7 protein-coding genes and 4 pseudogenes are annotated in these 13,223 nt (G+C 68.9%); 5 read left to right on the top strand and 6 right to left on the bottom strand.

The genetic code is table 11. The features are described from left to right. Window positions 1-9: 9 nt before the first annotated feature. The 4 genes and pseudogenes from CKW46_RS01345 to CKW46_RS01330 form a co-directional block, all read right to left on the bottom strand. Window positions 10-735: pseudogene (locus tag CKW46_RS01345) on the bottom strand (ATP-binding cassette domain-containing protein); the annotation flags it as partial. Window positions 736-757: 22 nt separating this feature from the next. Continuing rightward, window positions 758-1,961 (bottom strand): annotated as a pseudogene (locus CKW46_RS01340) (ISAs1-like element IS2404/ISMul1 family transposase). Window positions 1,962-2,103: 142 nt separating this feature from the next. Continuing rightward, window positions 2,104-2,475, bottom strand: a pseudogene (locus tag CKW46_RS01335) (ATP-binding cassette domain-containing protein); the annotation flags it as partial. Window positions 2,476-2,494: 19 nt separating this feature from the next. Then, window positions 2,495-3,442 carry an ABC transporter substrate-binding protein gene (locus CKW46_RS01330; protein WP_482052694.1) on the bottom strand — a complete coding sequence of 316 codons (948 nt, stop codon included), beginning with the start codon at window positions 3,440-3,442 and terminating at the stop codon, window positions 2,495-2,497. A gap of 115 nt (window positions 3,443-3,557) precedes the next feature. Between CKW46_RS01330 and CKW46_RS01325 the strand changes: the two genes are divergently transcribed. Continuing rightward, the gene (locus tag CKW46_RS01325; RefSeq protein WP_011741980.1) at window positions 3,558-3,935 is read left to right on the top strand and encodes a LapA family protein; all 378 of its coding nucleotides are present in this window, start codon (window positions 3,558-3,560) and stop codon (window positions 3,933-3,935) included. Window positions 3,936-3,997: 62 nt separating this feature from the next. Here the strand turns inward: CKW46_RS01325 and CKW46_RS01320 are convergent, their stop codons facing one another. Together CKW46_RS01320 and CKW46_RS01315 are read right to left on the bottom strand one after the other, a co-directional pair. Beyond that, a complete protein-coding gene (locus tag CKW46_RS01320; RefSeq protein WP_020726931.1) occupies window positions 3,998-5,050 on the bottom strand; it encodes a phosphotransferase family protein in 1,053 nt (350 codons plus the stop codon). Between the two features lie 85 nt (window positions 5,051-5,135). Beyond that, window positions 5,136-5,744 carry a histidine phosphatase family protein gene (locus tag CKW46_RS01315; RefSeq protein ID WP_015357576.1) on the bottom strand — a complete coding sequence of 203 codons (609 nt, stop codon included), beginning with the start codon at window positions 5,742-5,744 and terminating at the stop codon, window positions 5,136-5,138. 409 nt (window positions 5,745-6,153) lie between these two features. On the opposite strand from CKW46_RS01315, the gene CKW46_RS01310 reads away from it, so the two are divergent. The 4 genes and pseudogenes from CKW46_RS01310 to CKW46_RS01295 all read left to right on the top strand — a co-directional run bounded on the left by CKW46_RS01310 (window position 6,154) and on the right by CKW46_RS01295 (window position 13,209). Continuing rightward, window positions 6,154-8,955: a PE family protein gene (locus CKW46_RS01310; protein ID WP_482052693.1), complete on the top strand. Its 2,802-nt coding sequence runs from the start codon at window positions 6,154-6,156 to the stop codon at window positions 8,953-8,955. 208 nt (window positions 8,956-9,163) lie between these two features. Next, a complete protein-coding gene (locus CKW46_RS01305) occupies window positions 9,164-11,218 on the top strand; it encodes a PE family protein (RefSeq protein WP_482052692.1) in 2,055 nt (684 codons plus the stop codon). Between the two features lie 172 nt (window positions 11,219-11,390). Further along, window positions 11,391-12,443, top strand: a pseudogene (locus CKW46_RS01300) (phosphotransferase family protein). 1 nt (window position 12,444) lies between these two features. Next, entirely contained in the window at window positions 12,445-13,209 is a 765-nt protein-coding gene (locus CKW46_RS01295; RefSeq protein WP_482052691.1) for an SDR family NAD(P)-dependent oxidoreductase, read from the top strand. The last annotated feature ends 14 nt before the right edge of the window (window positions 13,210-13,223 follow it).

The following is a 13,223-nucleotide window of genomic DNA, read 5'->3' as shown; positions in this document are numbered from 1 at the left end:
ACCCGGGCCTTATCGCCGGCTTTTCAACGCGGACAGCACGTCATCGGCCAGCACTCCACCGATGACCTTGCCGCCGTCGTCGACGGCCACACCCATGGATGACGGCGACGACAGCGCGGCATCCAGCGCCTGGCTAAGGTTGCCGTTCGGCCGGAACACCGCCCCGACCACGGTCATGGCGTCCGGCAAGGTCGCACCATCGCGATGGCGGCGCAATCCGTCGGCGTCAATCCAGCCCACCGGGACGTCATCGTCGCTGACCACCAGCGCCCAGCCATCGGGCGGTTGCGACCGCCCCAGACTGCTCACACAGATCCGCTCGAGGTCATGCAGCTCGAGCCCCGCCCCATCGAAGAGTTGCAGCAACCGGTAGCCACGGCCCAAGCCAATGAATTTCGACACGAACTCATTGGCCGGGCGGGCCAGCAGCCGGGCGGGCTGGTCACATTGCTGCAACCGACCGCCCGGCGCGAACACCGCCACCACCTCACCGAGTTTGAACGCCTCGTCGATGTCGTGCGTGACGAAAACGATGGTCTTGTGTAGATCGCTTTGCAGACGCAGGATTTCGTTCTGCAGGTCATGGCGTACCACCGGGTCGACAGCAGAGAAGGCCTCGTCCATCAACAGGATCGGCGGGTCAGCCGCCAGCGCCCGCGCCAGCCCGACCCGCTGTTGTTCGCCACCGGAGAGTTGGGCCGGATAACGGCTGGCCACCTTGGGGTTCAGACCTACCCCAGGGCTCCGGCGTTGTTGATTAGCAGGCTTGTGAGCTGGGGAATTGTGGATTGAGGAGGTCTAGGCGGCGGTTGGCGGTCAAAGCGGTGATCCGGCAGGCTTCGGCGATGTTGTCGGCGCCGTTGAGGCGGTGCAGATTGATCGCGGTGTTGCGTAGCGTTGCTAGGACCTGTGCGCCGTTTCCGGTATGTGCCCTTTGACGGTCTTCGTCGAAGGTGACGTCGCGTATCCAGTGCAGGCTGTTCTCGATTCCCCAGTGTTGACGCATCCAGGTCATGATCGCGGTAGGGCGGGCGTGCTCGAACGGCAGGCTGCAGATGGCATAGACCACCTCCACGCTGCGCTGGTCGGTGGCGGTGATCAAGCGTTCACGAGTGATCCGGATGATTTGTTTTGCGTAGGGGAAGCCGATTCCTCGTGCAGCGGTGATGATTTGCAGGGTGCGGGTCTCGACACGGCCGTGGCCGCGGGAGTCGTCGGTAGCGGCTGTGGGCACCTCGGCCCAGGGCAGCGCGGTGATACGCGCAAGTATTTTGGCTTGGTTGGACTTGACGATCATCAGGTAGTGCGACTTCAAGGTGGCGCAGATCAACTTCGCGGTGACGACCTGGGTATGCATCGCATCCACGGTGACCAGCCACCGCAAGCTACCCGGCAGCAGCGTGAGCAGGGCACGTACGCAGGGAATTTCATTGCTTTTCTCGGCGACAGCGAGTTGACCGAGCACCAATCGGGCACGGTGGGCGAACACCGACACGAGATGCGTGGCTGTCGCTTTGGCGCGTAAAGGCACCACGCAGCATCTTGCCGTCCAACGCGATCGGCACCAATCCACTGGGGTCGCTGCTGGCCACGTGTGCAGTGAAGTAACTGCCCATCCTGGCGTTGAGGTCGGCGGGGTCTAGCCGAGACAAAACAGCGCGGAAGGTCTTCTCACTGGGCCGCCGGAACCGGACCCCTAATTGGGCCAACACATCATCGGGAGCGGTGGCCGCCCATGTGGCAAAACCAGCATAGCCGCGCATCCCCGCGGCAGTGGCCAGAACCGCGATCGCCAACAAAGCCATCAGCGAATACCTCCGACCGCGTGGGTCCCTCGGGTCTGGCACCGAGGCCAACACACCGAGAAACTCCGATCCGATGAGCTCGCTGCGCTCACCAGGACTCCAGCGGTCGAACACCTCTGGAACCGACGACACAGGCAATACTGAAACGGTAGGCACGGGCAACTCCAGACCAACGACGAACAGTAACCAACTCGATCGTTCTCCAGATAGCCCGTGCCTACACTCCGGCCCCAATAGCGCGGCACCAAAGATCATCAACCCAGCTCACAAGCCTGCTAATCAACAACGCCGGAGCCCTGAGACCTACCCGTTCGAGTACTTCGTAGGCCGCTTTGCGGGCGGCCCGGCGGGACTGCCCCTTCAACACCGGCACCGTCGCGACATTGTCGATCACCCGCTGATGGGGCATCAGCCCCGCGTTTTGGATGACGTAGCCGATTCCGAGGCGCAACTTCACCGGGTTCACCGTGGAGACGTCGGTGCCGTTGACGGTGACGGCGCCCGAACTCGGCTCGACCATGCGATTGATCATGCGCAGCGCCGTCGTCTTGCCACAGCCCGATGGGCCGACGAAAACGGTCAGCATGCCGTCGGCGACCTCGAGGCTCAGTTGGTCCACGGCGGTGGTGCCGTCGGCGTACACCTTGTCGACATTGTCAAACCTGATCAATGCGTTTCCCAGTTGGTCTCTAGGGCCGGATCGGATGATCGAAGCCGTTGTCGTGCAGCCATTTCCGTGCGGCCTCATTAGGGTCGATGCCACCGTTGCCCGATACCGAAGCGTTGAGCTCAGCCACGCCTTCGGTGGTCAACTTCGCGGACACCGCATCCAGGACGTCTTTGATGCGATCGGACTTCTTCTGCGAATTGAGCAGCGGCACAATGTTGCCGGCCCGAAAGTTGTGCTCCGGATCGGCGAGCACCACCAGGTGGTTCTGCCGGATCGCCGGTGACGTGCTGAAAATGTCGGCGGCGTCGACCGTTCCGTCCAGCAACGCGCGCACTGTTACCGCGCCGCCGCCGTCGTTGATCGTCACGAAATTCTGAGGTGAGATGTCGAGCCCGTATTTCTCGCGCAGCCCACGCAATCCGGACGGCCTGTTCTGGAACGCCGAGGGCGCCGCGAACCGCAGATTCGCGGAATGCGGGGCCAGGTCCGCGATCGTCTTCAGGTTCCACTTGCCGGCGGTCGCACTGGTGACGGTGACCGTGTCGGTATCCGAAGCCGGCGACGGCGTGAGAACCGACAGATCGCCGGGCAGCCGCCGGTAGAGCTCCAGTTCGACGGCGTCCAGCAGGGTCACGGTGGCGTGTGGGTCGAAGTACAGCAAGAGGTTTCCGATGTACTCCGGAACCAGATCGATGGAATGGTCCTTGAGCGCCGGGATGTAGGTTTCGCGGCTGCCGATTCCCAACCGCATTCCGACCTCGAAGCCATTTGCCCGCAACGCCTGTGCATAGAGTTCGGCGACAATCTGCGATTCCGGGAAGTCGCCAGACCCGACCACGATCGAGTTGATGCCACAGCTGGTGGTCCCGAACGGGTCCGAACTGCCACAGGCCGCGACCGAACACACCATCACAACGCACAGCGCTGCGGCGAGTGTTGCGCGGCACATGCGCCGCAGCGTCCCCATGCACCCGACACTATCGTCCGCAATGGTGTGTTGCCGCGCAGACGTGAAAGCGCAGCAAAGTTGCCAGCGGAGATTTAATTACCTTCACCGCGGAAAAAAGGGTAAACATGACGGTATGAGCAGCAACCAATCTGGCTCAGCTGGTCCCCCACCCCAGACCAAAGCGCCCTCGACGCCGGCGCCAAAGCCCGCTCCGAGTTCGGGGGAACCCCCGATCAAGTTCACCCGGGCGGCCGCGTTGTGGTCCTCACTGATCACCGGCTTCCTGGTGCTGATCGTCTTGCTGATCTTCATCGCCCAAAACACCGCCTCGACGGCTTTCGCCTTCTTCGGCTGGCATTGGAGCCTGCCCCTGGGCGTGGCGATACTGCTGGCGGCCGTGGGGGGCGGTTTGCTGACCGTCGCGGTCGGCACCGCGCGGATTCTGCAGCTGCGCCGCGAGGCGAAAAAGAGTCACGCGCAGGCACTGCGGGCCACCAACCCCGGGCGTTGACCGGCCGCGTACGCCAATCGGGCTCGCACCCCGGAAAACCCGGGCAGACATTCGATCTGAGGCTAGGAGATCGGCTTGCTGATCTCCGCCAGGCCACGAGAGATCAACGGCGAAACGACCTCGGGGGCCTCATCGGAGGCATCGGTTTTCCCATCGGCCAGCTCGGACATGCGTCTGCGGAAGTCGATACCGGCGGCGATGATGGCGAGTTTGAAGTAGGCCAACGCCATGTAGAACTCCCAATGCCCCAGCGACATCCCGGAAACCAGCGAATACCGGTCGGCCAACTCGTCGGCCGTCGGTAGCAATGGGGACGTCCAGGCGGCCTGGGTGTTGACGATCAGGTCCAGTGCGGGGTCGCGATACACGCACATCAGCGCCGCGTCGCTGAGCGGATCCCCCAGCGTCGAAAGTTCCCAATCGACCACCGCGCGAACCCGCGTCGGGTCATCGGCGTCCAAGATGGTGTTGTCGATCCGGTAGTCGCCGTGCACGATCGACGTGCGACTCTGCGTCGGAATAGCTTGCTGCAGAGCCGAATGCAGTCGCGCGACGTCGCCGTCACGGCGGTCGTCAGGCAACCGCACCAGGTCCCACTGCGACCCCCATCGACGCACCTGACGCTGCAGGTAGCCGTCGGGTTTGCCGAAATCGCCAAGCCCAACGGCGCCCGGATCGATGCTGTGCAGGTCGACGAGCACCCGGATCAGTGAGTCAACACAGCCGTCGATCGCCCTGCTACCCAGCACTTCGAGCTGGGCCCGCCGGCGCACCACCTGCCCGGCCACGAACTCCACAATCTGGAAGGGCGCGCCCAGCACCGTGTCGTCCTCGCACAGCGCGATCGCGCGGGCCACCGGAACCGGGGTGTCCTGCAGCGCCGCCACCACCCGGTATTCACGAGCCATGTCGTGCGCCGAAGGCGTCAACCCATGCAACGGTGGCCGCCGCACCAGCCAACTCGTCGCATCGTCGTAGACCCGGAATGTCAGATTGGAGCGGCCGCCGGAGATCAGCTCGCCGCGTAGCTCACCCTCTCGCCCCAGACCGAGTGAACGCAGATACCCGTCCAGCGCGGCCAGGTCGAGGCCGTCGAGTCGGTCTACCGAAGTCACCGAACTTGTTTACCACCGCCCACCACCCATTTGCTCCCCGGGCGTGTCGGCACGTCGAAATTCGTCGGCGGCAGCTGCCACTGGGCTACCACCGCTGGTTTCGGGGCAGCAGATCCCACACGTGTTCGGTCGAATTCACCGTGGCCACCGTGGCCTGGCCGGTCCGCGAGAACAGCAGCCGGGTGATCGAGGCGTAGTCGATAGGAAACGACAAGAGCCGCGCGGTCCCCAGAATCTCGTGCAGCACCACGTTGATCACTCCGCCATGGCTGAACACCGCGACCGTGTCGTCGGAGCCAGCCGCGGACACCACGTCGTCAACCACCGCACGAACCCGCGCACGAAAGGCGTCCTCATCGACCGCGCTGGGCAGCTTCCCCTGCGCCATCCGCGCCCACTCCTGGGGCTTCTCGGTGCGGATCTGCTCGACGGGAATGTAGTGCGGCAGGTCGCGGTCGTATTCGGCGAAGCGATCGTCGATGTCGATGGCCAGGCCGCGCGCGGTCGCGACGGGTTCGGCGGTCTGGACGGCACGGCGCTGTGGACTGCTGATCACCCGGGTGATGGGGAATCGGGAAAGCGCCTCGGGCAGGCGGCTGACCTGCGCTACCCCGGTGTCGGACAGGACCGGATCCGAACCTTCGCCATGCTCGCTGCGCAGCGGCAGCGCGTGCCGGACCAGCAGCATCTGCATATGGGCTCCCATGCGGTGGTTGGTGTGGTGCGCTGCCCACGGTCGGGGTCGCTCGGCCCAGCCTCGCACGTGGCCTCGCCGCATGGGGTGGCCGGTGCCCGCTGTGGTGGCCATTGTCCGAGCGCGGAAATCGTGGGTTCATGCCTGGTTTGGGCAGGCGCTGGCCGGGTTGTGGCTTTCGCGGGTGAGCCCCCCCCGGTTTGCGTGCGTGAGACGCGAACGGTGTCTGACGGTCAGCAATGTTGCTGTTCATCACCGCGGGGTTGAGACGGCCGCGAGAGCGTGGTCCGGGGTGGCCCTTCTCAACATTTGATGGCGGATTTGATTCGCCAATACGGCGCTGGCCTGCGCATTTATCGTCAGCGATGTTGTTGGGCCAAAGGCCTTGTCGACCGATGGGTGGTGCGCTGTGTCGTTTGTGAATGTGGCTCCGCAGCAGTTGAGTGCGGCGGCAGCGGAGGTGGCCGGCATCGGGTCAGCGGTGAGTACTGCCAGCAGGGCGGCGGCGGCTCCGACGATGGGGTTGTTGGCCGCTGGCGCCGATGAGGTGTCGGTGGGGATCGCTGCGTTGTTCGCCGATCACGCGCAGGAGTACGAGGTGGTGCTCGAGGAGTTTCTGGACGGCCTGCAGGGAGGGTTCGGGCGGACCCTTGACGCCGCCGCGAAGGCCTACGCGAGTGCGGAGGCCGCCAGCGCCGCCGCGTTGGGGCAGGTGTGGGACGCCACGGCCGGGCCGACCGCAGTGCTGTCCGGTGCCTACGAGGCGGCGGCCGCCACGGCCAAAGCCGGGGAGGGCCCGGTGGGGGTGGTGCAGGCGGTGATCGGCGCGGAATCTGACGCATTGTTGGTGCAGCCAGCACATACGCTGAGCCAGGCCTGGATCACCAGTCCGCTGGGCCAGGTGGTGGATCCGGTGATCAATGCGCCGTTCGAGGCAGCAATCGGGCGGGACTTGATCGGCAATGGCGCACCGGGGGTGGCCGGAGTCAACGGCGGCGCGGGCGAGGCGGGTGGCTTGCTGTTCGGTGATGGCGGGACGGGGGCGGCGGCCACGGCCACCACCGTTGCCGGCCGCGGTGGAGATGCGGGGTTGATCGGGACCGGCGGGGCCGGCGGAGCGGGTCTGGCTGGCTCGAGTGCGGCCACAATGGCCGGCGGAGCCGGCGGCCGCGGTGGATTGTTGCTCGGCGACGGCGGGGCCGGCGCGCCCGGGGCGGCGTCGTTTGACCCGAATGTTGCCGGGGGCGCCGGAGGCGCCGGCGGTGACGCCGGGAAAATCGGCGATGGTGGTCGCGGCGGCGACGGCGGGCACGGCGCCACCGGTACCGCCGGCGACGCGACCCATCTCGAAGGCGGCAGGGGTAGTGACGGTGGGGCCGGCGGCAAAGGAGGCAACGCCGGCGACTACGGCCACGGTGGGGCCGGCGGCACGGGTGGCCAGGGCGGCCAGGGCGGCACGGGCGGCGCCGGGCTCACCCCGGGCGACAAAGGGTTTCAAGGCGGTCTCGGGGGTAGCGGCGGGGTTGGCGGGGCTGGCGGCGAGGGCGGCCTGATCAAGGGCAACGGTGGCGTCGGCGGGGCAGGTGGCATCGGCGGGACCGGCGGCATCGGCGGTGACGGCTCACGAGGCGATACACCTCTAGGTCCCTTCAATGTTGACGGCCATTCCGGTGGGGACGGCGGTCGCGGCGGCCTCGGCGGCAACGGTGGTCACGGCGGCGTTGGTGGTGGGCACACCGCCGGAAACGGATTCAACGACGGCACCACGGGCGCCGGTGGTGCCGGCGGGCACGGCGGGAGTGGCAATCAGGGCGGTTACGGCGGCCTCAGCGGTGATGAATCGAGCAGAGCCGCCACGGGCGCCACCGGAAACGACGGTAACGACGGTAACGGCGGTAACGGCGGCAAGGGCGCCAACGGCAATGCCGCACTCGGCGCCAACCGCAACGGCGGCAATGGCGGTATCGGCGGTACTGGTTTCATCGGCGGCAACGGCGCTGCCGGAGTCAGCGCGGGAGGCGCAGGAGGCGCCGGCGGCGCCGGCGGTGAGGGCAACGGCGCCAACGACGTCGACGGCGGAATCGGCGGAAACGGCGGCGCCAGCACCGGAGGCACCGGCGGAAACGGCGGCGCCGGCGGAAACGGCAACGGCGGCACCGCAGGCACCGGCGGCAAAGGCGGGGATGGCGGCACCGCCAGCGATGACGGGGTTGGCGGCGACGGTGGTGGCGGGGGCCGAGGGGGCGACGGCAACACCCGATACACCCCAAGAGGAAACGTCGGTGGCCACGGCGGCAACGGCGGCGACTGTGGAAACGGCGGGATCAACGCCAACGGCGCGGCCGGCGGCGCGGGCGGCAACGGTGGCGCCGGCGGCGGCAGCACGTTGTTGGCCAACGGGCACGGCGGGGCCGGCGGGAATGGCGGCAATGGGGGCATCGGCGGCGAGAATGCGTCCAACCGCGGGGCGACTGGTGGTGCCGGCGGCACCGGCGGCGCCGGAACCACCGCCGGCAATGGGGGCCACGGCGGGACCGGCGGGACCGGCGGTGACGGCCAGACCGCTGCCGGCGTTGGTGGTAGCGGGGGTACCGGCGGCAACGGTGGTTCCTCCAACACTGCCCACGGCGTCGCCGGCAAGGGCGGGGCTGGCGGCGACGCCGGCGACGCCGGCCGCGGAGCACAGACTGGCGCCCAAGGCGGGCACGGCGGCAAGGGCGGGCTTGGCGGAGACAACGTCTACGGAGCCGGCGGCGCGGGCGGCGACGGCGGGCGCGGCGGCTCGGGCGGCTACGCCGGTAACGGTGGCCCCTGGTCAAGTCCCGGCACCGGCGGCACCGGCGGCACCGGCGGCACCGGCGGCACAGGCGGCACCGGCGGCGACGGCGGGTGCGGCGGCAGCGGCGGCGCCGGTGGAGACGGGGCGGGCACGTTCGCCGGCAACGGCGGCAACGGCGGCCTAGGTGGTGCCGGCGGCCTGGGCACCGACGGCTACGGCGGCTGGGGCGGCGAGGGCGGGTGGGGCGGCAACGCCGGCACCACCAGGGTGAGCTCCGCCGTCGGCGGCTCCGGCGGCAATGGCGGCCACGGCGGCACCAGCACCCTGAACGGACAGCAGGTTGTCGGCAGCGACGGTGGCCCCGGCGAAGGCCCCGGACCAAACCGCTCGGGCGGCGAGGGAGGCAGTCGCGGTCGCCCTGGTGGCCGCTAGTCGCCAACGTGATGTTGGCCCGCAGGGCCCCGGCGCGGCAGCCACGAGACGGCGTTGCCGCGTGGTGGAGATGAGCGGGTTGGGTGGGGATGGGTGAATTTTCCCGGAAAACCGGAATCGTCGGTTTTCAGATGGCTAGTATCGCTGTGCTCGCGGTGTGGTGATTGCGTGTTGGTGTTGGGCGAGCTACCAGTCGGGGGAGACGGTCATGTCTTTTGTGTTTGCTAGCCCGGAGGTGTTGGGGACCGCTGCCGCCCAGGCGGCGGTGATCGGCTCGGGTGTGCAGACCGCCGGGGCGTGGGCGGCGGGGCCGACCACGGCGTTGGCGGGAGCATTGGGCGCCGATGAGGTGTCGGTGGCGGTGGCCCGGCTATTTGATGGTCATGGGCAGGCCTATCAGACGATCAGCGCGCAGGCGGCGGTGTTTCATGGCCGGTTTGTCGCGGCGTTGGATGCGGCCGCGGATTCCTATGCCGGGGCCGAGGCGGCGGGGGTATCGGTGTTGCAGAGCGCCGGCGCCGATGTGATGGGGGCCCTCAATGCCCCGACGATGGCCTGGTTGGGGCGCCCGCTTATCGGTGATGGCGCCAATGGGGTGGATGGCACCGGAGGCAATGGCGGCGCCGGCGGCCTGTTGTGGGGCAATGGGGGTCGGGGCGGATCGGGTGCGGCCGGTCAGGCCGGGGGCCGTGGGGGCAGCGCCGGGTTGATCGGTACCGGCGGTGTCGGCGGGGCCGGCGGGGCCTCCGCGAGCGGGGCCGGCGGTGTCGGGGGCGGCGGGGGCGCCGGCGGCTGGCTGTTCGGTGCTGGGGGCCAAGGCGGGACCGGCGGCAATGGCCTGACCACCGCCGGGGTGGGGGGTCATGGCGGCGGCACGGGGTTGTTCGGGGCCGATGGGGCCGGCGGGGCCGGCGGCATCTCGGGTACGGGTGTGGGCGGTGGCGGCGGTCATGGCGGTAACGGCGGCTGGGTGGCCGGCGACGGTGGAGCCGGCGGGGCCGGGGGCACCTCCAACACTGGGGCCGGGGGCTCCGGTGGAGGCGCGGGCCGAGGCGGCTGGATGTTCGGTGATGGCGGGGCCGGCGGGGCCGGCGGGGCGGGTGCCCAGGGTTTGACCGGACAAACCGGCCAGACCGGACACGACGGCGGGGCCGGCGGTGCCGGCGGTGCGGGCGGAGCCGGAGGCGCGGGCGCAACCGCGACGACCGCCGGGACCAGCGGCGGCAACGGCGGTAACGGCGGTGGCACCGGCTGGTTCGGCAGCACCGGGATAACCGGGGCCGGCGGTAACGGCGGCACCGGCGGTAACGGCGCGATCGCCGGCAACGGCGGCGCCGGCGCCAACGGTGATGCCCTGCACCTCGACGGCGGTGACGGCGGCAACGGCGGTAACCCCGGCATCGGCGGACTCGGCGGGGCCGGCGGCACCAGCGGCGACGGCACCGACACCGCCGCCCACGGCATCAACGGCACCACCCCCACCACCACCACCAACGGCAGCGGCGGACGCGGCGGAGACGGCTACACCTCCACCGACCCCACCCTCAACGGCGGCACCGGCGGCAACGGCGCCTACGCCGGCCAAGCAGGCGGCACCGGCGGCAACGGCTACGCCGACTTCGACCAGCCCTTCGGCGGTAACGGTGGCGACGGCGGCAGCGGCGGACCCGGCACCATCGGCGGCACCGGCGGCTACGCCGCAATCGCCGGCGGCTGGGGCGGTGACGGTGGGGCAGGCGGCGACGGCAGCGGCGCCGGCGGAAACGGCGGCAACGGCGGCCTCGGGTTAGGCACCTCCGTCTTACCCGGCCAGGGCGGCGAGGGCGGCGACGGCGGCAACGGCGGCAACGGCGGCGGCACCGGCGGAACAGGCGGCAACGGCGGAAACGGCTTTCACGGCCCTGGCGGCGCGGCCGGTGACGGCGGGACCGGCGGTATCGGCGCCACCGGAGGCACCGGTAGCAACGGCGGAGCAGGCGTGGCCGGCGGCACCGGCGGCCTCTACGGCGACGGCGGCAACGGCGGAACGGGCGGCAACGGCGGAAACGGCGGCATCGGGGCTACCGGCGGCAACGGCGGCGCCGGAGGCGAAACCCCCTCAACCCAGAGCCCCGACGGTCAGCCCGGGGCAACCGGGGCGATGGGGGCTAGCGGCCAAGACGGCATCGCCGGCGCCACCCCCGGCACCGGCACCGGCGGACCCCCCGCCGGTGGACCCGACGGGAACGGGGGTGACGGCGGACCCGGCGTCCCTGGGCCCTAAGTGGCGATGCCCTGCTCGTCGCTGGGGCGCTGCTATATCCACGGCTCGCGCGCGTTCACCGAATACTCGGCGTATCAGACCACCGGGGTTCCGTGCGGCCACTGCTCGTCCGGGCCCGCCCCACTCCCACCGAGAATGCTATTCTCCAAAATGAGAGTTTGGAGTGCGGCCGATGGAGACCGAAGGCGGGACCTCGCTGAATGCGGCTGTTCTGGGGCGCTGGCTGGATAGCCGCCATGCGCCCGGCAGCGGCGAGGAGCCCGTGCTCGAGCAGCTCGGGGGCGGTTCGCAGAACACGCTGTATCTGGTGCGCCGCGGCGATCAGAGCATGGTGCTGCGCATGCCCGGCCCGCGTGCCGACGCGGCCCGCATTGACGGCTTGTTGCGCGAGATCCGGCTGGTAAGGGCCCTGTCCGGCACCGACGTGCCGCACGCAGAACTGATCGCTACCGACGAGACCGGATCGGTGCTGGGCATGCCGTTCTACCTGATGAGGGCCATCGATGGATGGAGCCCGATGGACGGCGGGTGGCCCGCACCCTTCGACACCGACCTGCCAGCCCGCCGCGGGCTGGCGCTGCAACTCGTCGAGGGGGCGGCCAAACTGGGCCGGGTGGACTGGCGCGGCCAGGGCCTGGAGGGCTTCGGCCGCCCGGACGGATTCCATGAGCGCCAGGTCGACCGGTGGCTGCACTTTCTCGCGGCCTACCAGGTGCGCGAACTGCCCGGGCTGGACGCGGCCTCGGACTGGTTGCGCCGCAACCGGCCGGCGCATTACACGCCGGGCATCATGCACGGCGACTAACAGTTCGCCAATGTCATGTTCGCCCACGGGGAACTCGCCCGACTGGCCGCGATTGTGGACTGGGAGATGACCACGATCGGCGACCCGCTGCTGGATCTGGCCTGGTCATTGCTGGGCTATGACGGTGAAGAGCCGCGCGCCGACGGGTTCTATCTGGACATGAGTGCCATGCCGAAGCGCAGCGAACTGCTCGAGCACTACGAGAAGGTCAGCGGGCTGTCCACCGACAACATCGACTACTACCTGGTGTTGGCGAACTGGAAACTGGGCATCGTGCTGGAGAAGACCTACGCCGCCGCCGTGCGCGCCGGGCCCCACACAGGCGGGGTGGATCCCAAGATCAAGGACGCGTTCGCTGCGATGATCCCCCGGCTGATCGCCACCGCCGCCGAGCTGGCCCGCGCAACCAAGGCGCGTTGAAATGGGTTATGCCGACCAGCTTTTCGACCTCACCGACCACGTTGTCCTGATCACCGGGGGCAGCCGCGGCCTGGGCCGGCAGATGGCCTTTGCGGCGGCACGCTGCGGCGCCGACGTGGTGATCGCCAGCCGCAACCTGGATAACTGCGTGGCCACCGCCACCGAGATCGAGTCCGAGACCGGGCGCTCCGCCCTGGCCTATCAAGTGCATGTGGGGCGCTGGGATCAGCTCGACGGGCTGGTCGCGGCGTCCTACGAACGCTTCGGCAAGATCGACACACTGATCAACAACGCGGGCATGTCGCCGCTCTACGACAAGCTGAGCGACGTCACCGAGAAGCTGTTCGATGCGGTGCTCAACCTCAACCTCAAGGGCCCGTTCCGGCTCTCGGCGTTGGTCGGTGAGCGGATGGTGGCTGCCGATGGAGGCTCCATCATCAACGTGAGTTCGGCCGGTTCGCTGCGCCCGAGCGCCGACATCATTCCCTATGCCGCGGCAAAGGCCGGGCTCAACGCGATGACCGAGGGCCTGGCGCGGGCATTCGGACCGACGGTGCGCGTCAACACATTGATGGCTGGGCCGTTTCTGACCGATGTCAGCAAGGCCTGGAACCTCGATGCGGCCACGCAGAATCCATTCGGCCACCTAGCCCTGCGGCGCGCCGGAAACCCACCCGAAATCCTCGGAGCGGCATTGTTTCTGGCTTCTGACGCATCCAGCTTCACCACCGGATCGATCTTGCGCGCCGACGGCGGCATTCCCTGAAAGACAGGAGCACG

This window comes from Mycobacterium liflandii (assembly GCF_022354805.1).
Classification (GTDB): Bacteria; Actinomycetota; Actinomycetes; order Mycobacteriales; family Mycobacteriaceae; genus Mycobacterium; species Mycobacterium marinum.
The sequence above is the reverse complement of the archived record's forward strand: the minus strand, read 5'-3'. Positions and strand labels throughout refer to the sequence as shown.